This is a genomic window from Haemophilus sp. SZY H56, assembly GCF_054332415.1.
Genome location: NZ_JBTGNX010000001.1, coordinates 40,585 through 66,248, shown reverse-complemented (window position 1 = coordinate 66,248; position 25,664 = coordinate 40,585). Strand labels below are relative to the sequence as shown.

The window sequence follows — 25,664 nt, the reverse complement described above, 5'->3', positions numbered from 1 at the left end:
ATGAACAAAAATACATTACCAAATGAACAAAAAGAAAGAATCATTGCATTATCCAATGCAATCTATGAAACAATAAAAATTGGACATTACTATCTTATCGAATGGGAAAAAATAATGCTTCAAGGAAATGATGATAACGGAGAAATATTTAACAAATACTATTACCCAATGGCTTATATAAGAAAAGCATATTTGGAAACTGGACTTTTAACCTTAGGAAGGTTATTTGATGGATATGATGGAATTAACTTTAAAAGTTTACGAGAATGCATTAATTCACTAAGTACTAACTATACAATTCCTTCTTTTGAAGATTTCGATAAAAAAATTAAAATCTTAAGAAAAAAACTGAAAATAATTAGAGACAAAACTATCGCACATTCAGAGGGGGTTAATCTAAATATATTTTATAAAGAAGCAAAACTTCCATTTAAATACGCTATCTACATATGTGATTCAGCAATTAAATATCTTAATTTTTTGCAACAGTATATTGAAGGAAAAAATTATCCAAACTTATCTGAAAATACTGTCGGAGTGGATATTCTTTATAGCCTTTTTAAAGATAGAGAAAATGGAAAAATCTACACTATTTCAGATATAAAAACAGCTATTGAGACAGGCTGGTGTCCAGACGATGAAACTTACTGAAAATCCCTGGGTATAAATACCCATGGTTACGCATAGTTATTCCCTGTTAGGGAACTTTATGCTAACTGCAATCCCATTGGGGTTAGACTATACTTAACCTAGAATAATTTATTACCCGAGGGAGAAAGGCAAGCGATCATTTTTTCAGAGCATTTTGCAAATGATGAGCTTTATTTCACTTCTGCCAAATCTCCCCTATCCCCTCTTTGCTAAAGAGGGGGATTTATTCAGAGGTTTGTTGACTCCAAGCGGGCGGATTTACAGAAAAATTTACTAATGAAAAACACCTAAACTAACACTACGCTCAAAACCATTCCCCTCTTTCGTAAAGAGGGGTTAGGGGAGATTTAAACCACACACTAAGGAAACCACTATGCTCAACGAAAACGACATCGAACAACTCACTCTTCAACGCCTGCAATCTCTCGGTTGGGAATATCGCTATGGTAAAGACCTGCCTGTTCATGAGGGCGAGTTTGCCCGTGGCGATTTGAGTGGCGTAGTCTTTGTTGAGCAACTGCGTGAGGCGGTGCGCAAACTTAATCCGCAACTGCCTGAAAGTGCGGTTGATTCTGTGGTGAAATCAGCGACGAAAAGCGATATCGGCGACTTGGTGGTACGCAATCAGGCGTTTTATAAACTGTTGCGTGATGGCGTGAAAGTGGAATATCAGGCTCCCAATAGCCACGGACAAAATGAGCAGAAAATCGAGATGGCGCGCTTGGTGGATTTTGAGCAGGTGAAGAACAACCGCTTTGTTGCCGTCAATCAGCTGGAAATCCGCAGCCGTAAAGAGGGCAAGCGGATTCCCGATATTATCGGCTTTGTCAATGGTCTGCCCTTGGTGGTATTTGAGCTGAAAAATCCGCTGCGTGGATCGGCGGATTTGTTGCAGGCATTTAATCAATTTGAAACCTATAAAGATGAGATTGCCGAGCTGTTTGTTTACAACCAAGCCCTGATTATTTCAGACGGCATTGCCGCACGTTTAGGCTCGCTTTCGGCAGATTTCCAACGCTTTACGCCTTGGAAAGTGGTCGATGAAAAAAATAAAAGCGCGCGCTTATATTTTGACGATGAATTGCAAAGCCTGCTCAATGGCTTACTGCAGCCTGAGGATTTATTAGACTATATCCGCTATTTCGTCTTATTTGAGCGGGATTCCAGTGGTAAAACCATTAAAAAAATCGCGGCGTACCATCAATATTACGGCGTAAATGAGGCGGTAGATTCCACTCTTTTTGCGACTTCCGAAAAAGGCGACCGCCGCATTGGGGTGATGTGGCATACGCAAGGTTCGGGTAAATCGATTTCCATGTTGTTTTATGCCGGCAAACTGCTTGCGCAGCCTGAATTGAAAAATCCGACGATTGTGGTGGTCACCGACCGCAACGATTTGGACGGTCAGCTTTTCCAAACCTTTTCTTCCGGAAAAGATTTAATCAAACAAACGCCGCAACAAGTGGAAGACCGCGATCAACTGCGCCAACTGCTTGCGCAAAATGAAGTCGGCGGCGTGTTTTTTACGACAATTCAAAAATTCGCCCTAAATGAGGAAGAAAACCGCTTCCCTGTTTTAAATGAGCGCAGCAATATTATTGTGATCAGCGATGAGGCACACCGCAGCCAATATGGCTTTACGCAAAAGCTTCATAACGGCAAGTTTCAGGCAGGCTACGCTCGCCATTTACGCGATGCGCTGCCTAATGCTTCGTTTATCGGTTTTACCGGTACGCCGATCAGCCTAGAAGATAAGGACACGCAAGATGTATTCGGGCGTTATGTGTCGATTTATGACTTGCAAGATGCAGTGGAAGATGGCGCAACCGTGCCGATTGTGTATGAAGCGCGCCAAATCCGCTTAAACGAAAAAGAACACGATGAGCTATTCAAAGAAATTGATGATTTGCTGGAAGAGGAGCAATCCCCTGCCCTGCGTTTGCAGGAAAAATTGTTGGGTTCGCAAGCCCGCCTGGCTGATTTAGCCGCGGATTTTGTGCAGCATTTTGCCAAACGCAATGAAGTCGTCGACAGCAAAGCGATGATGGTAGTTTCCAGCCGTCAGATTTGCGTGGACTTATACAATGAAATCATCAAACTGCGCCCTGAATGGCATTCAGACAATATCAACGAAGGCGCGATTAAAATTGTGATGACAGGTTCTGCTTCCGATGCGCCGGAAATGCAGAAACACGTTTACAGTAAACAGGAAAAACAAACGCTGGAACGCCGCTTTAAAGACCCGAACGATCCGCTGAAGGTTGTGATTGTGCGCGATATGTGGCTGACGGGATTTGATGCGCCTTGCTGTAATACGATGTATATCGACAAGCCGATGCAAGGGCACAACCTGATGCAGGCGATTGCGCGGGTTAACCGTGTATTCCGCAATAAAAGTCGAGAAAATGGCGGTTTGATTGTGGATTATGTTGGCATTGCCGAAAAACTCAAAGAAGCAACCCAGCAATACACCAATTCGCAAGGCAAGGGCAAGCTGACGGATAGCGTGATTGATGTGTTCTTTAAAATGAAAGAGCATTTAGAGTTCGTCCGCAGCCTGTTTGCAACGCCGGTTGAAGGGAAAACCTTTGATGTTCAGACGGCCCTAAAAAAAGATAATCCACATGATCTTTTGATGGCTATTCGGTTTGCCGCCAACCATATTTTAAGCCTCGATCAATTACCGTTTGATGGCAAAGCGCACGAGCAACATTGGTTTGATAAAAAAGAAACCGAGCCACGCAAAAAAGCCTTTTTGAAAGCGGCGGGTTTGGTGAAAAAAGGCTATATGCTGTGCGGCGCATTGGCTGAAGTTGAGCCATATAACCAAGAAATCGCCTTTTATGATGCCGTACGGGCAATTTTAACTAAACGTGAACAAAAAGGCACAGGCACAAATGAAAGACAGATTTTATTAAAAAAACTGGTTAATCAAACTGTGTATTCTGAAGGCGTGATTGATTTATTTGATCTGCTAGAAAAACCACAACCACAAATCAGTTTGCTTTCCGAGGAATTTTTACAAACAGTTAAAAATAGCCCAACTAAAAATTTATGGGTTAGCGCGATGGAGCGTTATTTGGCAAGCGAAATCAAAGCCAAATCAGGCGCGAACCTCACCTTGCAAAAAGACTTCGAGCAACGTTTGAAAGAAGCCCTAAATCAATACCACAACCACAATTTAAGCGTGGTAGAAATTTTGGATGAGCTCTTCAAAATGAGCCAAGACTTCCAAGAACGCTTAGCTTTAGGTGAAAAGCTGGGGCTGAAAAAAGAAGAACTCGCCTTCTACGAAGCCCTCGCCCAAAACCAAAGCGCCCGTGAACTGATGGGCGATGAAGTGCTTTCCAAACTAGCCAAAGAAATTACCGATACTTTAAGACGCTCAGTTACCATCGACTGGCAATACAAAGAAGGCGTTCGCGCCAAAATGCGCATTCTCGTTAAACGCGCCCTACAACGCTACAAATATCCACCTGATAAACAGGAAGAAGCGGTAACTTATGTGATTAAACAAGCTGAAGAAATTGCTGAGGATTTAACTGGTTTATAATTTTGATGCGGTTTATTTAATAACAAAAGGGCGATTAAAAACACCATGATTTTTAACCGCCCTTTATGTTGTTAAAAGTTAGATTGAACGTTTAATCTCAACCACTTCAAACACCTCAATTTGGTCGCCAACTTTTACGTCATTGTAGTTTTTAACGCCGATACCACATTCCATACCATTACGGACTTCAGAAACGTCATCTTTAAAGCGACGGAGAGATTCCAATTCACCTTCAAAGATTACCACGTTGTCACGTAATACGCGGATTGGATTATTACGTTTTACTACACCTTCAGTCACCATACAACCCGCGATGGCGCCGAATTTAGGATGTTTAAACACATCACGCACTTCAGCCAAGCCGATGATTTCTTGTTTGAATTCAGGTTGTAGCATACCACTCATCGCGGCTTTCACATCATTTAATAGTTCATAAATGATAGAGTAATAACGAAGATCAATATTTTCTGCTTCGATAATACGACGAGCAGAAGCATCCGCACGTACGTTAAAGCCAACCATAATCGCATTAGAAGCCGCCGCTAAGGTTGCATCAGTTTCAGAAATACCACCTACACCAGAACCCACTACTTTCACTTTCACTTCATCAGTAGAAAGATCTTGTAATGATTGAATAATCGCTTCCACAGAACCCTGCACGTCTGCTTTCACAATAATATTCAGTTCAGCCACATCACCTTCCGTCATATTGCTAAACATATTTTCAAGTTTCGCTTTTTGCTGACGAGCAAGTTTCACTTCACGGAACTTACCTTGACGGTGTAATGCTACTTCACGTGCTTTTTTCTCATCACGCACTACGGTTGCTTCATCACCCGCTGCAGGTACGCCAGAAAGACCTAACACCTCAACAGGAATAGATGGACCGGCTTCATCGATTTCTTGACCATTTTCATCGCGCATTGCACGAACACGACCGTATTCAAAACCACAAAGTACGATATCACCTTTACGTAAAGTACCTGATTGAACAAGAATCGTCGCAACCGGACCACGACCTTTATCAAGGTAAGATTCAATCACCACACCACTTGCCATACCGTCTTTTACAGCCGTTAATTCAAGTACTTCTGATTGAAGCAAGATGGCATCTAATAAGTCATCAACACCAGTACCTTTCTTCGCAGAAACAGGCACGAATTGTACATCACCACCGAATTTCTCAGAAATCACTTCGTGTTGAAGTAATTCTTGTTCTACGCGATCTGGGTTGGCTTCTGGTTTATCAATTTTATTCACCGCAACCACTAAAGGCGCACCCGCTGCTTTCGCGTGTTGAATCGCTTCAATAGTTTGAGGCATCACACCATCATCTGCCGCCACCACAAGAACGACGATATCCGTTGCTTTCGCACCACGTGCACGCATTGAGGTAAATGCAGCGTGTCCCGGCGTATCTAAGAAGGTGATCATTTTTCCGTCATCCATTTCTACGTGGTATGCACCGATGTGCTGAGTAATACCACCCGCCTCGCCTGCTGCAACTTTCGCTTTACGAATGTAATCAAGTAATGAGGTTTTACCATGGTCAACGTGACCCATAATCGTTACAACTGGTGCTCGAGTCACTTTTTCTGCGTTAACATCACGGTCGCCTAATACTTCTTCTTCAAGTTCATTTTCATTGCGAAGAATCACTTTGTGACCTAATTCTTCAGCCACTAATTGCGCTGTTTCTTGGTCAAGCACTTGGTTAATGGTTACCATTTCGCCCATCTTCATCATTGCTTTGATGATTTCAGTCGCTTTGGTTGCCATTTTATTTGCTAATTCTGCAACAGTAATGGTTTCACCAATAACAACATCCTGTTTTACAACCTGAACAGGTTTTGTGAAGGCTTGTTGTAATGCTGCACCTTTCTTACCATGTTTACCTTTACCGAATTTTCCGTCTTTTTGATTTTTACGGTTGGATTCGCGCTCATTTTTGCTGCCTTTCACGTCATCACGTTCTTTTTTCGCTTTGGCCACTTTATTTTTGCCACGACCTCGATTTTCGTTACGACGTTCTTCTTCATTTTCTGCTTCTAGTGCATAACGAGAACTTAAGTTGTAATCCGCATAATCTTCAGATGAAGACTCCGTTGCCGAGTTATCAGCTTCAGCGTAACGTCTTGCTTCTTCAGCAGCTTTACGCGCTTGTTCCTCAGCTTTCTGACGAGCCAATTCGTCCGCTTTACGACGAAGTTCGGCTTCTTCTGCTTTTAGCTTTTCTTTTTCAGGATCAGTCGATTTAGGTTTATTTTCCACCACACTTTGTGCTGGTTTCACTGATTTTTCTGCTTCAGATTTGACTTGTTCAGCTTTTGTTTTTTCAGCTGCAGCTTTTTCAGCGGCTAAACGCGCTTTTTCTTCTGCCGCTTTCTTTTCTGCTGCCTCCGCCTCTTGCTGTGCTTTTAATTTTGCAGCTTCTGCTGCTTTCTGTGCAGCATTAGTTGGTACCGTCCGTTTTTTACGAACTTCAACTTGTACGGCCTTTGCTTTACCACCTGCGGTCGTACCACTTACAGTTGTCTTCGTTCTGCGTTGAATACTTAGTTTTTTGGGTGCATTTGCATCTATATTTTTTACATCTTCAGTCATAATTATAAACTCCTTACTCTTCGCTGAACCAGCAAATATTTCGAGCAGCCATAATAAAATCAGCGGCTTGCTCTGCGGTTAATTCTTCGATATCAGCTAAATCATCTACTCCCTGCTCTGCAAGTTCTTCAAGTGTAGTAATTTGTTTTTCAGCTAATTTAAAGGCAATGTGACGATTCATACCTTCAAGATTTAATAAACGATCTTCAATATTCGCTTTTTTCAACGCTTCTTCTTCAGCGACAGCTTCAGCGGTAATCGCCTCTTTTGCTCGACCTTGTAATTCTTCAATCAAGTCTTCATCTTCTAAACCATCAATTGCAGTCAGTTCACTCACGGGGACATAAGCCACTTCTTCTAATGAAATGAAACCTTCATCCACTAAGATTTGAGCAAACTCTTCATCAAGCCCTAATTTATCCATAAATAAGTTTAATACTTTAGTATCTTCAGCTTGATGTCTTTCATTTAGCTGTTCAGTAGTCATCACATTTAATGTCCATCCTGTTAATTGGGTGGCTAAACGAACATTTTGACCGTTACGGCCGATTGCTTGTGCTAAGTTATCTGCATTAACGGCAATATCCATTGAGTGATTATCTTCATCCACGATAATTGAAGTCACATCAGCCGGCGCCATCGCATTAATTACGTATTGTGCCGGATTATCATCCCAAAGTACGATATCCACACGTTCACCACCTAACTCATTGGTAATCGCTTGAACGCGGGCACCCCGCATACCCACACATGCACCAACAGGGTCAATACGTTTATCATTGGATTTCACCGCAATTTTCGCACGAGAACCTGGATCACGTGCAGCACCACGAATTTCAAGCATTTCTTCGCCAATTTCTGGTACTTCAATACGGAATAACTCGATTAACATTTCAGGTTTTGCGCGAGTCACAAATAATTGTGCCGTTTTGCTTTCTGGATTCACTTTATAAAGCACACCACGAACACGATCGCCTGGACGGAAATTTTCACGTGGAAGCATATCTTCACGCATAATTACGGCTTCAGCTTTATTGCCTAAATCTAAAATAATGCTTTCACGATTTACTTTTTTCACCGTACCTGTAACAATTTTGCCTTCTTCAGAACGGAATTGCTCAACCACTTTTGCACGCTCAGCTTCACGAATTTTAGTGCTGATCACTTGGCGAGCGGTTTGCATTGCAATACGGTCAAATGCGATAGACTCAATTTGATCTTCGACATAATCGCCAAGTTGAATATTCGCATCTTCAAATTGTGCCGCTTCTAACGTAATTTCTTTTGTTGGCACTTTAACTTCATCAACAACTAACCAGCGACGGAATGTATCAAACTCACCAGTTTTGGTGTTGATTGATACACGGATATCAGTTTCATAGTCATATTTTTTCTTTGTAGAAAGCGCAATCGCACTCTCTAACGCTTCAAAAATTTTTTCACGTGGTAATAACTTCTCGTTAGATACTGCTTCAGCAGCTAACAAAATCTCTTTACTCATTTTCCTTTTTCTCCTTTAAAATTTTGCGATTACATTGGCTTTTTGAATGTTGCCAAAAATAAGAATTTGTTCCTGACCATCAACAATAAGTGTCAATATGTCATTTTCAATTTTTTCTAATTTACCTTGCCATTTACGACGATCTAAAACAGGAATACGTAAATGCACAGCAATATCCTCGCCCACATAACGTTGGAATTGTTCAAGCGTAAATAATGGACGATCCAGACCTGGTGATGACACTTCGAGGTTATATTTATCCGCAATCGGATCTTCCACATCTAAAATTGCGCTCACTTGACGACTTACATCAGCACAATCATCAACGCCTACGCCACCTTGTTTATCAATGAATAAACGTACGGTCATAAAACGACCTGCACGTTGGCATTCAATCCCCCAAAGTTCGCAGCCTAGATCTTCTACGGCACCTTGAAGCATCGCTTGCAAGTTTTGTTCTAATGTTGCCAATTTTTGCTCCTAATCTTAAAATTCAGACATAAAAAAAGGGTTAGGTTCGTCAATGAACCTAAGCCCAGTTTCTAAATTTCTCGTACAAAAAAACCCCAAACTTGGGGTTCTTTTTACTGAACTTGTTATTGGTTGCGGGGGCCGGATTTGAACCGACGGCCTTCGGGTTATGAGCCCGACGAGCTACCAAACTGCTCCACCCCGCGTCCGAAATATGCGGTGTATTATAGTATTTCAACACGGAAAGATCAAGTGATTTCTGCTCATTTTCATGAAAAGTACAATTTAGAATCCAAAACCAGTACTAAGTCCAATACCTATGCCGTTACTCCCACCTTTAGCCCCCACTCCAACAGAACATGCGCTCACAACAAGACTTAATAACATAACTAAAAATAATTTTTTCATTAATTTCCTATTTTAAATGTTCGAATAAGCGATAAATAGCCAATAAATCTGTCCGTGCAATAGGCTTAAATGGAAGTAAAACATAGTAAAGCCAACGCATTTTTTTTACATATCTAACCATAGCAATCCAATAATCTGAAGGGCAATGTAATTTATAATAATCAAATAGTGCTCTTAGTTTTTTATCATTTAAATTTTTTACTCGGCACAAACTATCTAAAAATGCCAACATATCACGAGCGATCAGCCATTTTTTATTATGGCTTTTAGAATGAGATTCAAAATCCATAAATCTCACCTTTCCTGATTGCCAAGCAATATCACGAATAGCGGGACGCCCATGAATAATACCTTTTTGATGTAATTGAATTAACGCTCGTATCGCTGTCTGCAAAATATTTTCTTTCTGTACCCAATTTATTTCATTATTATCTAACCAACAATTTAATGTTGGACCAACATCTTCAAGAACCAAATGCTCATCACTAAAGTCACATAATTTAGGTACTGGTGCGCCAATACTATTTAATTTTTGTAGAATGTAGCATTCTTCTTTAAAATGTTTCTTAGGGTAAGGTTTTAAGATTCGCCAGATACCTTTTAAACGCTCAGGTTGTTTCAACCAATAATATTTGCCCAAATACTCAAAACGAACAACCCTTTCTTCATTATGTTTTTTTAGCAATGTTTGCACATAAGCTTTAAAGGATAAGTCCATACTTTATTACCCATTTTTTTTAGTGTATAGTGAAAAATCAGGGATGTATTGTACGAAACTTTCACTTTTTTTCAATAAAGGAAACATAATGAAAACTTTTAAAATCATATTGGGCATGCTAATTTTTAGTCTATTTACGCCAACCGTTCAAGCCACCCCTTTTAGTATTAATGAACAAGAAATAAATCATTATTTGAATAAAACAGCGACTATTAATGATAGTCTTCGTATTCCAGGCTTATTTTCTGTTGATTATTCTCTGAAAGATTTAATAACACGTATCGGTCAAAATAATGATAGTCGTGTAGAAATGAGTGGTTTAGCTGATATGCTTATTCGCTTATCTGCTAAAACTTATATAGCGAAACTGCATCTAACCATTGATGCAGTTCCATACTATAATGCGAAGAATGGTGCCCTGTATTTAAAACAACTACGGATTTTACGCTGGTCAGGTGAACCTAATAATGTGATGGAGCAGCTACAAAGTGTGATGCCATTATTAAGTAGAGGAATCGCTACCTTACTCAGCGAGATACCCGTTTACACCTTAGATGAAACAGATATGAAACAAATGCTTATAAAAAAATTTGCTCGAGATATTAAGGTAGAAAAAGGGCATATTGACTTAATTGGTGGGATATTTTAACAATCGTAATAAGGGCGTTCAAAAACGCCCTTAACTATAACTCAATCACAGCCCGTAAACCTTGGATTTTACCTTGGTATTCAATATTTTCTAAATAAAAACGATAGTGATGCAATTCTGCAATTCTTGCAACAATCGATAGTCCTAATCCACTTCCTTTTTCATTTTGTCCTGCTGGTCGATAAAAACGTTGGCCTAATTTCGCTAACTCTTCAGGTTCAACGCCTCCACCATTATCTTCGATTAATATTTTGGTTCGTTGCAAAATGACTCGAACTTCTGTTCCTTTGGGGCAATATTTAATAGCATTATCAAGTAAATTGCGTAACATTTGTGACAATAAGAGTGGTTGCCCCTGTTTAATCGGAGGCGAATGCTGATAATCAAAGCTCAAATCAATTTGATGATTCAAGGCATTAAAATATAATTCGCTAACCAATGAAGTAATAATTTCTGACCAATCAATTAGAGCTTGCTCATCTAATTCATTAAGATTATCCAAGCGAGAAAGTGTAAGGAGCTGTTCAATTAATTGATTAGCACGATCGATGCCTTGAGTTAAATGTATTAATGCTATTTCACGAGTTTTTGTATCATCACCAGCTAATTGGGCAACTTCTGTTTGAATACGCAATGCAGCCAATGGACTACGCAATTCATGAGCCGCATCGGAAACAAAACGTCGCTCTCGTTCCAACTGCTCACTGGTACGTGTGAAAAATTGATTTAAGTTTTGGACTAACGGTAGAATCTCTGTTGGCACATCATCAGTTTCTAATAACGACACATCACCTGGTCGGCGAGCTTGTATGTTTCGACTCAATCGATTAATTGGTTTTAATGCACGATAAATCACAATAAACGCAACCAATAATAATACTGGTAATCCTGCAAACCAAATCCCTGTTTGGCTGAAGACCATTTTATTGACCAACTCTTCGCGGTATTCTAATTCTTGTCCCACCGCAATGACAAGTTCGCCTTTACCGACAGGTTGCCAATAAATCAGCCATTCATCGTCGTCATCTAAAATATGTTCTTTGCTAAAACCCGTTTTATTTTGAAAAATAAATTTGTCGCCATTATCGCCATCGGTTAATAGTCTTTCGCCTTTGTTAGAAAATATAGCAAAAGCTAGAGCGTCATTATCGTAATGACGTTTCTGCGGTTTAAATCCACCACGTGGAAAATTCGCATTTTCGTCCAACAATACATTTTTTAAATCAGATGTTGCCAAACGCTCAGCAAAAAGCACTTGTTGTGCATTAAACACATCTTTAGCTTCTTTTTTGACGATCGTCCATGCAACAGCTGTGGCAATGCACCACACGCAAAGTGCGGTCAAACTTAAACCGATTAAGAGACGAAAACTCAGTCGTTTATTTTTCATTAACTTGTCCTAAAGCATAGCCTACGCCATGTACAGTACGAATAAATTGTTTACCCAGTTTTTGACGCAAATTATAAATATGCACATCCAATGCACCACTACTTAATTCTTCATCCCAATTTGACAATTTTTCTTCAATGGTTGTTCGTGAAAGTACCCTCTCCTTATTTAGCATGAAAAGCTCAAGCAATTTATATTCACGCCCTGTTAATGTAATTTCATCCTCATTCAACCAAGCCTTATGTTGAGCAGGATCGAGTTTGACATTACCATGCTCAATTTGTGGTTTAACTTGCCCATAACGACGACGAATCAATGCCTGTAATCGCACCACCACCTCAGCCAAGGCAAAGGGTTTGCAAAGATAATCATCCGCACCTTGTTGAATGCCTTTAATGCGTTCATCCAACGTATCACGTGCAGTTAAGATCAATACAGGCACATCTTGATTATTTGAACGCCATTGTTTTAATACATCCAACCCATCTAACTTAGGCAGAGTCAAATCCAACACTACCGCATCATAAGGTGCACCGATTAAGGCATTTAATCCAGTTTGACCATCGGTAAACCAGTCCACGACAAAACCAGATTTTGACAAACCAATTTGTAACCCATTACCGATTAACGGATCGTCTTCTACTAATAAAACTCGCATAATATTGACCGCACTTTTATCTTTCTCAAAACGAAAAAATGGCGGGCTTTTGCCCACCACTTTAAATTATATTGAGTTATTGCGCTTTTTCAACGCTAATGACTTCAAGCTCTGCTTTATCAAAAGCTTCATTATCTAATTTACCGTAAACGCGAATTTTATCCTGAGGGCCTACATTTAAGCCATTCCAAACACGGTTTTTAATTTCTAATTTGATTTGGCCAGTACCATCAGTGAAAAGATATTCATCACCATCAACTTGTTGAGTGATTTTACCAACTAAGCTAATCATTGAGTCATCTTTCGCAGATAATGCTTGTTTAACAGTCAGTTGTTGACCTTGGTTACCACCTTGGAAGCCACCTTGTGCAGTGTTGCCATTAAAACCAGCAAATGCAGCTGAAGTAGATAAAGCTAAAAGGGTTGCTAAAGCAAATTTTTTCATCATGTTCTCCTAAATAGAATTAAGCATAAATTAATCATGTTTCAAAGCGAAGGATTATCCTCATTGCCGCCTTGTTGATGCTTATTAAACACAACAAATCTTAATAAAATCTTAAGCAACCTTAAGATTTTTAAATTTTTTTAAAATCACCAACAAAATCGCTCATTCACCCAGTTATCTTGGCGTTCTTTTTCCCATTTTGCTTTATTTTCAGGATTAGCAAAATAGCGTTCTTGCTCAACTAAACGCGCATCAAGTTTTGCTTCAGCTTCTTTTAATGCTTGTTTTCTATCTGGATGCTTGCTCGGTAATTGAGGTAAAAATACAGTCTGATACGGGTGATTTTTCGCCCAGTCAATGGCATCTTGCGCCGCCTTGTGTTGTTTGTTCAAATCACAGAACGCATACGGATTAACATGCTGTCCCACTAATTGCCCAAATGCTGTGTTATTCGATACTGTTAATTTATCTAAATCCAACACATATAACGCGGTGATTAAACGGTTTTGCCCACGATAAAACCATTTTACCGCTTCATCACGTAAGCCAAAATCATAAGCACGAGCAGAAAGTGCAAACATTGTCATCGGAGAAACAAAATCCACTTTTTTCTCAATAATATTGACCGCACTTTCAAAATCTTTTTGTGTATTTTTCAGCAATAACACATCAATATCTTTGTTAACATTAATCTGTTCAAGTCGTCCATCTCTGGCATCGTAATAAGGCTTTACATACATATCAATATGCTTAACCGGCTCTTTTGAAATGGAGCTACAAGCCGTTAATAAAAGTGCGGTTGAAATCCACGTTAATTTTAGAAAGGTTCGCATGTTCTTCCCTTATGATGACTATTAGCTCGCTATATTACAACAAAAGAGCCGTGAGTTTTACTTCTCTTTCTTCTATAATGAGCAAAATTTTGTTTTATTTTGTTTCATGAAAATCTATCTTATTCAGCGCCAAATCACCTTAAATTTCGATAACCAAACTTCTCTGCTTAACTTTTTAGAACAACATCAAATTTACCATGAATATCAATGTCGTTCAGGTTATTGTGGTTCTTGCCGCGTGAAGATCAAAAAAGGTAAGGTATCTTACGCCGATGCGCCCCTTGCATTTATTCAACCGGATGAGATTCTACTGTGTTGTTGTCGGGTGGAAAGTGATTTAGAAATAGAATTATAAATTATTCAAATCCAACACATCAGTCATATCAAACAATCCGTGAGATTGTTTTTCTAGCCATTTACCTGCACGCACTGCGCCATTAGCAAAGGTCATACGGCTTGATGCTTTGTGAGCAATTTCAACGCGCTCACCAATATCCGCAAACCAGACACTATGTTCACCCACGACATCAGAGGCACGAATGGTAGAGAAACCAATTTCATCACGTTTACGTTCGCCTGTAATGCCTTCGCGACAAAATACGCCATGCGTTTTCAAATCACGTCCAAGAGTTTTCGCAATGTGTTCGCCCATGGAAAGCGCGGTACCTGATGGGGCATCCACTTTGTGGCGGTGGTGCGCTTCAATGATTTCGATATCGCAATAATCGCCCATCACTTTGGCGGCTTTTTCTAATAGTTTAAACACCAAATTCACGCCTACGCTGAAGTTGGATGCAAATACAATGGCAATTTTTTCCGATGCGGCTTGAATTGCGGCTTTGCCTGCATCATCAAACCCCGTGGTACCAATCACCATTTTTTTGTTATGAGCGACACAAAATGCGATATGCTCAAGCGTGCCTTCCAGACGCGTGAAATCAATTAGTAAATCAAAGTTATCTTTTTCTGCATTTAAATCATCTGATACTTTGATACCTAATGCACCAATACCCGCTAGTTCACCCGCATCTGCGCCAACTAAAGAAGAACCTTTACGCTCAAAAGCAGCACCTAATTCTGCCCCTTCTGCATTATGTACGGCTTGAATTAATTGACGTCCCATTCTTCCGCCTGCGCCAGCGATCGCAATTTTTAATGTCATATTTTGTCCTTTTTTTATCAAATTAAAGCGTGTTGAACGCTACTATAAATTAAATAGATTCCGAAGAAAATAAAAATCAGCCCTGCTGCATTATCAATATAGCGACTATATTGGCTATAAAACTGTTTTGCAACAGAACGCGAGAAAAGCACTGAAATGATGTAGAAATATAAAAAGGTTTCGACGGTAATCACGGCAAGTGCGGTCAAAATTTGTGATGTTTCGGTAATATTTACTAAAACCAATGACATCACACTGCTGAAATAAATCACCACTTTAGCATTAGACAAATTGACCAATAAGCCTTTCATAATGCTTTTTAAAATCGATTGATTTGGCACATTTGCATTCTGTTTTTCATCAAAAACCGCATTGGTTTTCACTTTTGCCATTTTAATGCCGAGATAAACTAAATACGATCCGCCAAGCATCATCACAATGCCTTGAATAATTGGCATCGTGGTAAAAATAATCGCGAGTCCTAAAACGGCAGCCGTTGCCCAAATTAATACGCCTATGGTAATTCCAATCACGCCACTAATAGCTTCTCGACGAGATCTCATGGCAGAAATTCGGCTGACATAGAAAAAATCTGGACCAGGCGAAAGTAAACCAACAAGATGAATAATCATTAAATTTAGCATGGCAAGCCTACAATACGTAATATCACAATCACGATAACAGCATAGATTGCTGCTAAAACATCATCCACCATAATCCCAAAACCACTTTCCAGTTTTTGGTCAAAATAACGGATGGGATAAGGTTTTAAGATATCGAAGAAACGGAACAGTACAAAGGCAATAACAATCCAAGGCAAGGATAAAGTTGGAATTGCAGCTAGCACAATAAATACCCCAACAAATTCATCCCAAACAATGGAACCGTGATCATGAACGCCCATATCATCTGCGGTTTTTTGACATAGATAACAGCCAAGCGCAAAGCAAAGTGCGGTCAAAATTAAGAAGATTTTTAGTCCTACACAAGCTAATAATGCGGAGCCTAAAATCGTTCCAACTAAACTTCCCCATGTACCCGGTGCTGGACGAATTAATCCAGAACCAAAACCTAATGCAAGTAAATGAACTGGATTTTTTAAGCTAACTCTATCAAGTGGTGAACTATTCATTATTTATCCTTAAAATGATCGAAACCAGACGACGCTTGATAATTGATGACACGTCCATCTTTTAAAAAAGTAATCTGATTGTTATTTTGCGGAACAATTTTTCCGATACAGGTACAAGGTACATTCAACGCTTGAGATAACTTCTCAATCTCAGATTTTTTATTTGCGGGAATCGTAAAGCAAAGCTCATAATCTTCCCCACCACTTAATGCAAACGCTTCTGCTTTTTCTAAGCGATATGTTTTTTTGAGTGATGTAGATAAAGGTAAGAAGGATAAATCAATCTCCGCAGAACATTGGCTTCTCGTTAAAATATGTCCTAAATCAGCGACAAGACCATCTGAAATATCAATGCATGAATGCGCTACATCCACTAAGGCTTGACCTAATTCAACGCGTGGCGTTGGATGAAAATGACGTTTTACTAAAAATTCACTATCAAAATCGACCGCACTTTTACCTTGTAAGATCCAATTTAAACCCGCCGCGCTATCACCTAACGTGCCCGATACATAAATTAAATCGCCAACCTTCGCATTATGTCGGAATAATGCCTTTCCTTTTGGTACAACCCCTTGTGCCGTAATGGTGACAGAAAGTGGGCCTTTTGTTGTATCGCCACCAATTAACGTCACATCATATTGATTTAATGTATCAAACAGACTTTGACTAAATTGGCTTAGCCAGTTTTCATCAACTTCAGATAATGTCAGTGCAAGAGAAATCCAAGCAGGTTTAGCGCCCATAGCAGCTAAATCACTTAGATTTGTCGCGATAGCTTTATAGGCTAAATCTTGGGGGAAAATAGAAGATAAAAAATGCGTACCCTCGACCATTGTATCGGTGGTGATCGCAAGCTGATAGCCTTCTGGAATATGAGTGATCGCACAATCATCCCCAATACTGAAATCAACAAAGTGTTGATTGCCTTTTTGTATTGAGAAATATAGTCCTATAAGATCAAATTCACCTGTACTCATTTTATCTGCACACCAAAAAACAAAGGGCAGACATTTGTCTACCCTACATTTGAATAATTATTTGCGACCTAATGCAGGAGCGACTTTATCCAATACACCGTTAATGTACTTATGGCTTTCATCTGCACCAAACACTTTCGCCACTTCAATTGCCTCATTAATCGCCACTTTATACGGTACATCTGGCTCAAATTGAAGTTCGTAAACCGCTAAACGTAAAATCGCTTTTTCAATAGGATCTAATTCATCCAATGCGCGATCTAAATAATGGCTCATTGAAAAATCAACAGCTTCTACATTCGCAACAGTTTGACGGAAAAGGCGGCTAAAATAAGGTTTATCCACACCTTTTAAATCTTGATCTATAACGAAAGTGAGTTCCACTTGTTCTGGTGCGTTACCAGACAGCGCCCAAGAATATAATGCTTGAACCGCACATTCTCTCGCTCTACGACGTGGTGATACTTTTTTTACAGGTTCTTTTTTCTCTGTCATTTGAATTATGCCGCATCAATTTGTTGTAAAAGGTTCACCATTTCAAGTGCAGTTAATGCTGCTTCTGCACCTTTGTTACCTGCTTTAGTACCTGCACGCTCGATAGCTTGTTCAATATTTTCAGTGGTTAAAACACCGAATGCTACTGGGATTTCAGCTTGCATTGCTACTTGACCTAAACCGCTGCTTGCTTCGCCAGCCACATATTCAAAGTGAGCTGTACCACCACGGATTACTGTACCCAATGCTACAATCGCATCAAATTTTTTGCTTTCAGCTAAACGACGTGCTACTAATGGAAGTTCATACGCACCTGGTGCTCGAACGATTGTAATATTCTCATCTTTCACTTGGCCGATACGTTTTAATGCATCTACCGCACCTTCTAATAAACTTTCATTAATAAAACTGTTAAAACGAGCAATCACCACTGCGATTTTAGCATTTGGCGCAGCTACCGCACCTTCTAAAACTTTCATACTTTTTCCTAATCTGAATGAACAATAAATTTGACGGTGGATTTTAGCATAAAAAGAAACCCTGTGGAAATAATCCGACAGGGTTTTCTATGAGTGGAAAAGAACTTACTTCTCGAGTTTTAACGGCTCAATTTTCCAAATATTTTTCGCATATTCAAGAATCGTACGGTCTGATGAGAAGAAGCCCATATTCACCATATTTTGAATGGTACTTGCAATCCATACATCACGATCTTGATATTTTTTATCTACCGCTTTTTGCGCTTCCATATAACTGCGAAAATCAGCAAAGGATTGATAATAATCGTGGTATTGTAAACCTTGAATGAGAGAGTGATAACGGTTCGGTTCTTCTGGTGAGAAATAACCACGAATGATTTGATCAATGACTTCACGTAACTGCTCGTCATTTTGATAATAATCAAACGGACGATAACCTTCGCGACGTAATGCTTCAACTTGTTCAACCGTATTACCAAAGATAAAGATATGATCCTTACCAACGTTATCTAAAATCTCAACGTTCGCACCATCAAGTGTACCCAATGTTAACGCACCATTTAAGGCAAATTTCATGTTACTGGTACCTGATGCTTCTGTTCCTGCAAGAGAGATTTGCTCAGAAATATCTGATGCTGGAATGATTAATTGTGCAAGACTCACGCTGTAGTTCGGGATAAATACAACTTTTAAACGACCTTTTAAGCGCTCATCGTTATTGATGACATTCGCGACATCGTTAATTAAACGAATGGTTTGCTTTGCCGCATAGTAAGCCGAAGCCGCTTTACCCGCTAAAATAAATACGCGTGGCTGCCAATCTTTTTCTGTGTGTGCCAACATTTCGTTATAACGAGCAATAATGTGTAACACATTAAGCATTTGACGTTTGTATTCGTGAATACGTTTTACTTGAACGTCAAATAATGCATGCGGATCTAAATCGATGTTAAGTGTTTTCTTCACATATTCTGCTAATTTCACTTTGTTATCGTATTTGATATCTGCGACAGCACGCTTAAATTCACCTTTATCTGCAAACGCTTTAAGTTTTTCAATTTGGCTTAAATCGCAACGCCATTCAGAACCAATATATTGATCAAATAAAGCCGCTAATTTCGGATTTGCTACCGCAAGCCAACGACGTGGTGTAATACCGTTTGTCACATTGGTGAAACGTTCTGGATAGATACGCGCAAAATCAGCAAAGGTTGATGTCACCATAAGATCTGAGTGAATTGCCGCAACACCGTTCACTTTATGAGAACCTACAACAGACAACCATCCCATGCGTACTTTACGTTGATATCCTTCTTCGATAAGTGAAACACGACGGATAAAGTCCATATCGGTGGTAACATAAGTTTTTACATACTCAAGGAAATGATCATTGATTTCAAAAATCATTTGTAAGTGACGAGGCAAGATTTTCGCCATCATTTCTACCGGCCAGGTTTCTAATGCTTCTGACATTAAAGTATGGCAAGTGTAAGAGAAAATGCGACGAGTCTTATCCCAAGCATGTTGCCATGAGTAACCGTGTAAATCGATTAAAATACGCATTAACTCAGGAATGGCTAATGCAGGATGGGTATCATTCAAGTGAATCGCCACTTTATCAGCAAGATTATCCAATGTACCATGGGTTCTTAAATGACGACGGAGAATATCTTGTAAAGACGCTGATACTAAGAAGTACTCTTGACGTAAACGCAACTCACGGCCATTCCAAGTAGAATCATCCGGATAAAGGACACGAGAAAGGTTTTGGTTAGCTGAACGCGTTGCAACTGCTGCTAAGTGATCACCACGGTTAAACTCGGCTAAATCAAACACCTCACCACCATGAGCAGACCATAAACGCAACGTTGATGCTGAATCATTTTTATAGCCAGGAATCATTTGGTCGTATGCAAGTGCGGTCACTTTTTCAGCCGGATTCCAAATACATTTTTTGCCTTCAAAATAAATATGACCACCAAAATCAATACTGAAACGTTTTGATGGACGCATAAATTCCCAAGGTGCGCCTTTTTCTAACCAATCATCAGGGCGCTCAACTTGTTGGCCATTTTCAATTTTTTGACGGAACATACCGTATTCATAGCGAATACCGTACCCCATTGCTGGAATCGCTAACGTTGCCAGTGAGTCCATAAAACAAGCAGCAAGACGACCTAAACCACCATTACCTAAACCAGGATCCACTTCTTTTTCAATAATCTCTTCTAAATCAACATTTAATTCAGCCAAGGCTTTTTGTGCCACATCATAAATGCCTTCTGCGATCATAGCATTAGAAAGTGTACGGCCGATTAAAAATTCCATAGAAAGATAATAAACACGGCGAGTTTCTTCTGCACGAGATTGGCGTGCAGTCGTAATCCAACCTTCTGTCACTAAATCACGCACCGCATGGAGAGTTGCATTGAGCCAGTCACGTTGACTCGCCTCTTTTGGTGAACGACCAATTAAGAAAATTAATTTATAAACAATTGCTTTTTTCACGCCTTCAATATCAAGACTTGGTCGATTGTAGAGAAATGGCGAATCAAAATTATCCATGATCATAGAAAGTAAAACCTCAATAAAAAATCGCACAAATTTTAAGCTTTTTTATGAAAAAAACAACAAAAATTCCCCCTTCAAAGGCGATTATTTCGAAGAGAGAGTCAATCTATTGAATTATGCATTTAAAATGCCTAAATAGAGCTGCTCATATTGAGTGGCTGCATTTTTCCAACTAAAATCCTGTGCCATGGCATTATTACGAATCCTCGCCCAAACACGTTGTTTTTGCCACAAGGCAAAGGCATGCTGAATTGCACTTCGTAAATCATCAGCTTCGGCTTTCTGGAATACAAAACCTGTTGCGGTACTCGCTTCAATGGTTTCACTTGTACAGTTTGTGACTGTATCCGCTAATCCTCCTGTCGCACGAACAAGCGGCAATGTGCCATATTGCAATCCATACAATTGAGTTAATCCACAAGGCTCAAAACGGCTTGGTACTAAAATCACATCACCGCCTGCAACCATTAAATGTGAAAGTGCTTCGTCATAACCAATTTTTACTGCGATATTTTCTGGGTAACGTTGTGCTAATTGACAAATTCCCTCTTCCAAATGTTTAGCACCAGAACCGAGAATCGCTAATTGACCACCTTGTTTCACAATTTCATCCGCTGTCGCAATCAATAAATCCACGCCTTTTTGTTCCGTTAAGCGAGTCACCATCACAAATAAGAGTGCATCTGGCTGTTGTGGTAAATTGAAATAAGCTTGTAAATCAGCTTTATTTTTCTTCTTGCCCGCAATGGATTTCAATTTGTAGTGATGCTGAATATAAGCATCACAACTTGGATGCCAAATTTCTTGATCTACGCCATTTAAAATCCCTACCAACTTGCCAGCTTCACGTAAACCCGTTAATAAGCCTTGCAAGCCATAAGCAAAATCTGGTGTGGTAATTTCTTTCGCATAAGTAGGACTAACGGCTGTCACCATATCAGAATAATAAAGCCCCGCTTTCAAATAGGAGATTTGACCAAATAACTCTAAACCATTAACATGAAACATCCCTTCTGGTAAGCCAATTTCATGTAAATGGTGATGTGCGAATTGCCCTTGATAAGCAAGATTGTGAATCGTAAATACTGATTTTGCAGGACGACCTTTATTAAAGAGATAAGCTGCTGCTAAACCTGCATGCCAATCATGGGCATGAACTACTTCTGCTCGCCACCAACTGTCTAAGCCTGTCGCAAGCTCAGCCCCCACCCAGCCTAATAAAGCAAAGCGCTTATAGTTATCGGCATAATCATTGTAATCGGTATCATGATAAGGATTCCCTTCTCGCCAATAAAGATGTGGCGCATCAATTAAATAAATCCCTACGCCATTGTATTCGCCATAACGTAATACAACATGACCTGCAAAATTATCAAATTCTGTCACGACATGCGTATTCTCAATGCCCGCAGAAATTTTTGGATAAGCCGGCAATAAAATACGTGTATCAATACCAATCTCTTTTTGGGCAAAAGGTAACGCCCCTAAAACATCGGCAAGTCCGCCTGTTTTGAGTAAGGGATACAGCTCCGAGCAAACATGTAAAACTCTCATAATTTTCCTTTTATAGTTAAAATTGTGCTATCATTGATAACAGCACAATCTTTTTAATTCAATAAAATACTGTCAAAATTAACCGCACTTTAGTCCAAATGCTCTTCATTAGTGACTTCTTCACCGTGTAATCTTTTCAACATTGTCGATGTAACTAGTACAACTTTACCCGTTGAACTGACGCGGAAGCGTTTACTATCAAGGGCTTTATCCACACCGATTTCCATTCCATCTGGAATGATACAATGGCGATCAATAATACAATCTTTCAATATGCAATTTTTACCGATTTGTACTTGCGGTAATACAACACAGTGATCAACTGAAGATCCTTCATTGATTTTAATTCTGTCGAATAAAACAGAGTTACTGATTGACGCATCAGTAATCACACAACCCCCTCCAATAAGCGAGTTATCTACCGGTTTGACATTCACATTTTTATAGAAGAATTTAGATGGATAAGCTTGTACTGGATTACCACGAATTGGCCAGCTTTGATCGTAAATGTCTAATTGCGGATTTTCTGAAACCAAATCGATATTAGATTGCCAGAAGCTATCAAGCGTCCCCACATCACGCCAGTAAATTTCGCCTTCAGTGTTACGTCCAGTACAAGAACGGCTGAACGGATGCGCATAAAGCACACCTTCTTCTAAGCATTTTGGTAACACATCTTTACCAAAGTCATGTGATGTACAAGGCGTATTGACTTCTCTATCTAACATTTTGTAGAGGTATTCTGCATCAAAAACATAAATACCCATTGAGGCTAATGATGTATCTGGTTTGCCAACCATTGCTGGTGGATCTTTCGGTTTTTCAACGAAGGCTTTCACTTTAAGATTTTCGTTTACTGCCATCACACCAAATTCACTCGCTTCAGAACGTGGTACTTCAATACAACCTACTGTACATTTTGCTCCACTTCTCACGTGATCCATCAACATGACACTGTAATCTTGTTTATAAATATGGTCACCTGCAAGAATCAAAATATATTTTGGACGATAGTGATTACGGATAATCGCCATATTTTGATATACCGCATCCGCTGTACCACGGTACCATGTAGAATCATCAATTTGTTGACGAGCAGGTAGCATATCAACGAATTCACCACGCTCTTGTGGTAAGAATGACCAACCTGTTTGTAAATGGCGTAATAAAGAATGAGCGGCATATTGAGTCACGACCCCAATGCGATTAAGACCGGAGTTAATACAGTTGGAAAGCGCAAAATCAATAATGCGACGATTACCGCCAAAATATAACGCAGGTTTAGCGCGTTTATCTGTTAATTCATGTAAACGGGAACCACGACCACCAGCCAAAATAAGCACTAAAGTATCTTTAACTAATTCATATTTATTAAGATCACTTTTCATAACAAACTCCATCGTTTTCATCATCCATATGTTCCAACACTTCAAATGCTATACCGCTCACATCACATTGTTGAATCACGCTATTTTCAGTTTCGGCAATCTTTTTCCATTTACCACTTGGAAAATAAAAAGATTGCGGTTCAGTTTTTGCATTAATTAAGAAAAGATACTTGCCGTCCAACATGATTTGTAGGGCTTTGCTTTCCCGATTATGCCAATCGTCTAGGGTCATCGGGTTTCCCCCAGTATTCAACCACACGACATTTTCATCCGACCACCAAGCCTCCTGTTGCAAACTTTTAATTTTTTTTCGCAATGCAATCGTTTGCTTGGTGAAGTCAAATAAGGTTTGGTTAAAATCATCCCACTTTAACCAAGTAATTTCATTATCCTGGCAATAGGCATTGTTATTGCCATATTGGCTGTTGCCGAACTCATCTCCGGCAAGTAGCATGGGTACACCATTTGCCAGTAATAAAGAGCCTAATAAGCCTTTTTCTGATAAAATACGGTTATTTTCGACCGCACTTTGCCATTCATCTGCTAAATCCAGTTGAGAACCTTCAATTCCATGATTGTAGCTATAGTTTTCATTCCGTCCATCACGGTTCTCTTCACCGTTAGCTTCATTATATTTATGGTTATAGCTCACTAAATCTCGCAACGTAAAACCATCATGGGCTGTAATAAAGTTCAAGCTGCCATGTGGTAATCGATCTTCACGATTAAAGATATCGCTAGAGCCAGCAAAACGCTCAGCAAAGACGCCTACCTCACCACTTTGCCATAGCCAAAAACGGCACATATCATCACGGAAACGATCATTCCATTGAGAGAAATAAGCGGGGAAATACCCAACTTGATAACCGTAATGGCCTATATCCCAAGGTTCTGCAATTAATTTAATTTTTTGTAGAACGTCATCTTGTTCCATTTCCACAAACAATTTTGCATTCGGATTGAAATCAGGCGTTTCACGCCCCAACACTGTGGCTAAATCAAAACGGAAACCATCTACATGGCATTCTGTTACCCAGTAACGTAAACAATCTAATACCCATTTGCGAGTAACATCATTAGCAAGATTGAGCATATTGCCGCATCCCGTCCAGTTGAGGTAGCCTCCATGCTCGTTTTGCCAGTAATAGGTTTCATCATCAATACCACGCTGACAAAATGTAGGAAATGATTTTTCGGATTCAGCCGTATGGTTAAATACGACATCTAAAATCACTTCAATGCCCGCTTGATGCAAGGTTTTGATCATGCTCTTAAACTCATTTAAAGGCTGTTTTTGATCAGCGGCATAACTTGGTTCTAAAGCAAACATAGCTAGTGGATTGTAACCCCAATAATTACGTAATCCTTTTTCTTGCAAATGCGGTTCATCAATAAAGAAATTCACTGGAAGCAATTCAAGGCTAGTAATACCCAATGATTTAAAATACGCAATATTTTCTAGGTGTGCTAACGCTGCATAAGTACCCCGGATATTTTCTGGAATACGGGAATTTAATTGGCTAAATCCTTTGATATTCAGTTCATAAACAATGGTTTGAGCCCAAGGAATAGACGGCTTACAATCCCCTGACCAATCAAAACGTTCATCCATAATACGACCTTTAGGCGCAACTGATGCATTATCTCGTTCATCATTTAACAAGAAAATTGAGCGGGCTTCTGATGAACTCAAATCTGGTTTATGAGTGACCGCTTTCGCATAAGGATCAAGCATTAACTTTTGCGGATTGGCTAAAGTGCGGTCATTTTTGCCTGTGATTCTAAAAGCATACTCATCATTTAACTCAACTCCTTCAATTGCCACATGCCAAATATCATCGGTTCTGCTCATAGCAAAACGGCTTTCTTTGCCATCACGGAACAAGCAAAGTTCAATAGCATCCGCCGCACTAGAAAAAAGTGCAAAATTCGAAATTTTTAGTCCATTTTCCAGCGTTTGCGAATATCCCATTGGGGAAGGTTTTCCATTGTTATAAATACTAAACATCGTGTTCTTCGCTA

The 25,664-nt window shown here is 39.6% G+C and carries 23 protein-coding genes and 1 tRNA gene; 4 read left to right on the top strand and 20 right to left on the bottom strand.

Annotation, left to right across the window (positions count from 1 at the left end; genetic code table 11):
* Positions 1-651: an AbiU2 domain-containing protein gene (locus ACXVWP_RS00285; RefSeq protein WP_297568108.1), complete on the top strand. Its 651-nt coding sequence runs from the start codon at positions 1-3 to the stop codon at positions 649-651.
* A 373-nt stretch (positions 652-1,024) separates the two neighbouring features.
* On the top strand, positions 1,025-4,204 hold the full coding sequence (locus ACXVWP_RS00280; protein ID WP_297568111.1) for a type I restriction endonuclease subunit R: 3,180 nt from the start codon (positions 1,025-1,027) through the stop codon (positions 4,202-4,204).
* A gap of 78 nt (positions 4,205-4,282) precedes the next feature.
* Here ACXVWP_RS00280 and infB read toward each other — a convergent pair whose 3' ends face one another.
* The 6 genes from infB to ACXVWP_RS00250 all read right to left on the bottom strand — a co-directional run bounded on the left by infB (position 4,283) and on the right by ACXVWP_RS00250 (position 9,906).
* Positions 4,283-6,808 carry a translation initiation factor IF-2 gene (gene infB / locus ACXVWP_RS00275; RefSeq protein WP_297568114.1) on the bottom strand — a complete coding sequence of 842 codons (2,526 nt, stop codon included), beginning with the start codon at positions 6,806-6,808 and terminating at the stop codon, positions 4,283-4,285.
* Between the two features lie 13 nt (positions 6,809-6,821).
* On the bottom strand, positions 6,822-8,309 hold the full coding sequence (gene nusA, locus ACXVWP_RS00270; RefSeq protein WP_297568117.1) for a transcription termination factor NusA: 1,488 nt from the start codon (positions 8,307-8,309) through the stop codon (positions 6,822-6,824).
* A 15-nt stretch (positions 8,310-8,324) separates the two neighbouring features.
* Positions 8,325-8,780 (bottom strand): ribosome maturation factor RimP, encoded by a 456-nt coding sequence (rimP, locus tag ACXVWP_RS00265; RefSeq protein WP_297568120.1) that lies wholly within the window; start codon positions 8,778-8,780, stop codon positions 8,325-8,327.
* 129 nt (positions 8,781-8,909) lie between these two features.
* Positions 8,910-8,986 (bottom strand) — tRNA-Met (locus ACXVWP_RS00260).
* 79 nt (positions 8,987-9,065) lie between these two features.
* Entirely contained in the window at positions 9,066-9,188 is a 123-nt protein-coding gene (locus tag ACXVWP_RS00255) for a hypothetical protein (RefSeq protein ID WP_289901726.1), read from the bottom strand.
* A 7-nt stretch (positions 9,189-9,195) separates the two neighbouring features.
* On the bottom strand, positions 9,196-9,906 hold the full coding sequence (locus ACXVWP_RS00250; RefSeq protein ID WP_289901725.1) for an RIO1 family regulatory kinase/ATPase domain-containing protein: 711 nt from the start codon (positions 9,904-9,906) through the stop codon (positions 9,196-9,198).
* Positions 9,907-9,994: 88 nt separating this feature from the next.
* Between ACXVWP_RS00250 and ACXVWP_RS00245 the strand changes: the two genes are divergently transcribed.
* Complete coding sequence (locus ACXVWP_RS00245) at positions 9,995-10,555, top strand: DUF1439 domain-containing protein (protein WP_297568124.1); 561 nt, start codon at positions 9,995-9,997, stop codon at positions 10,553-10,555.
* Positions 10,556-10,589: 34 nt separating this feature from the next.
* On the opposite strand, the gene qseC is transcribed toward ACXVWP_RS00245, so the two are convergent.
* The 4 genes from qseC to ACXVWP_RS00225 form a co-directional block, all read right to left on the bottom strand.
* A complete protein-coding gene (gene qseC / locus ACXVWP_RS00240) occupies positions 10,590-11,945 on the bottom strand; it encodes a quorum sensing histidine kinase QseC (RefSeq protein WP_297568127.1) in 1,356 nt (451 codons plus the stop codon).
* Positions 11,935-12,603, bottom strand: coding sequence for a response regulator (locus ACXVWP_RS00235; protein ID WP_289901722.1), 669 nt, complete (start codon positions 12,601-12,603; stop codon positions 11,935-11,937). The genes qseC and ACXVWP_RS00235 overlap by 11 nt, the downstream gene beginning before the upstream one ends.
* A gap of 76 nt (positions 12,604-12,679) precedes the next feature.
* Positions 12,680-13,048 carry a NirD/YgiW/YdeI family stress tolerance protein gene (locus tag ACXVWP_RS00230; protein WP_289901790.1) on the bottom strand — a complete coding sequence of 123 codons (369 nt, stop codon included), beginning with the start codon at positions 13,046-13,048 and terminating at the stop codon, positions 12,680-12,682.
* A gap of 146 nt (positions 13,049-13,194) precedes the next feature.
* Positions 13,195-13,881: a hypothetical protein gene (locus ACXVWP_RS00225; RefSeq protein ID WP_289901721.1), complete on the bottom strand. Its 687-nt coding sequence runs from the start codon at positions 13,879-13,881 to the stop codon at positions 13,195-13,197.
* A 106-nt stretch (positions 13,882-13,987) separates the two neighbouring features.
* Between ACXVWP_RS00225 and yfaE the strand changes: the two genes are divergently transcribed.
* Positions 13,988-14,236, top strand: a complete 249-nt coding sequence (gene yfaE, locus ACXVWP_RS00220) for a class I ribonucleotide reductase maintenance protein YfaE (RefSeq protein WP_289901720.1) — start codon at positions 13,988-13,990, stop codon at positions 14,234-14,236.
* Here the strand turns inward: yfaE and dapB are convergent.
* The 10 genes from dapB to glgX all read right to left on the bottom strand — a co-directional run bounded on the left by dapB (position 14,231) and on the right by glgX (position 25,650).
* Complete coding sequence (dapB, locus tag ACXVWP_RS00215) at positions 14,231-15,043, bottom strand: 4-hydroxy-tetrahydrodipicolinate reductase (protein ID WP_289901719.1); 813 nt, start codon at positions 15,041-15,043, stop codon at positions 14,231-14,233. The genes yfaE and dapB overlap by 6 nt on opposite strands.
* 17 nt (positions 15,044-15,060) lie before the next feature.
* Positions 15,061-15,687: a LysE family transporter gene (locus ACXVWP_RS00210; protein WP_289901718.1), complete on the bottom strand. Its 627-nt coding sequence runs from the start codon at positions 15,685-15,687 to the stop codon at positions 15,061-15,063.
* Positions 15,681-16,175: a phosphatidylglycerophosphatase A family protein gene (locus ACXVWP_RS00205; protein ID WP_369866504.1), complete on the bottom strand. Its 495-nt coding sequence runs from the start codon at positions 16,173-16,175 to the stop codon at positions 15,681-15,683. The genes ACXVWP_RS00210 and ACXVWP_RS00205 overlap by 7 nt, the downstream gene beginning before the upstream one ends.
* Positions 16,175-17,155 carry a thiamine-phosphate kinase gene (gene thiL / locus ACXVWP_RS00200; RefSeq protein ID WP_289901717.1) on the bottom strand — a complete coding sequence of 327 codons (981 nt, stop codon included), beginning with the start codon at positions 17,153-17,155 and terminating at the stop codon, positions 16,175-16,177. Before thiL ends, ACXVWP_RS00205 begins: the two co-directional genes overlap by 1 nt.
* A gap of 57 nt (positions 17,156-17,212) precedes the next feature.
* Positions 17,213-17,650 carry a transcription antitermination factor NusB gene (nusB, locus tag ACXVWP_RS00195; protein ID WP_289901716.1) on the bottom strand — a complete coding sequence of 146 codons (438 nt, stop codon included), beginning with the start codon at positions 17,648-17,650 and terminating at the stop codon, positions 17,213-17,215.
* 5 nt (positions 17,651-17,655) lie between these two features.
* Positions 17,656-18,129, bottom strand: a complete 474-nt coding sequence (gene ribH / locus ACXVWP_RS00190) for a 6,7-dimethyl-8-ribityllumazine synthase (RefSeq protein WP_005695997.1) — start codon at positions 18,127-18,129, stop codon at positions 17,656-17,658.
* A 105-nt stretch (positions 18,130-18,234) separates the two neighbouring features.
* Entirely contained in the window at positions 18,235-20,700 is a 2,466-nt protein-coding gene (locus ACXVWP_RS00185) for a glycogen/starch/alpha-glucan phosphorylase (RefSeq protein ID WP_297568133.1), read from the bottom strand.
* A 114-nt stretch (positions 20,701-20,814) separates the two neighbouring features.
* Positions 20,815-22,254 carry a glycogen synthase GlgA gene (gene glgA / locus ACXVWP_RS00180; protein ID WP_289901714.1) on the bottom strand — a complete coding sequence of 480 codons (1,440 nt, stop codon included), beginning with the start codon at positions 22,252-22,254 and terminating at the stop codon, positions 20,815-20,817.
* A gap of 89 nt (positions 22,255-22,343) precedes the next feature.
* Positions 22,344-23,642 carry a glucose-1-phosphate adenylyltransferase gene (glgC, locus tag ACXVWP_RS00175; RefSeq protein ID WP_289901713.1) on the bottom strand — a complete coding sequence of 433 codons (1,299 nt, stop codon included), beginning with the start codon at positions 23,640-23,642 and terminating at the stop codon, positions 22,344-22,346.
* The gene (glgX, locus tag ACXVWP_RS00170) at positions 23,632-25,650 is read right to left on the bottom strand and encodes a glycogen debranching protein GlgX (protein WP_297568137.1); all 2,019 of its coding nucleotides are present in this window, start codon (positions 25,648-25,650) and stop codon (positions 23,632-23,634) included. The genes glgC and glgX overlap by 11 nt, the downstream gene beginning before the upstream one ends.
* Positions 25,651-25,664: the final 14 nt, after the last annotated feature.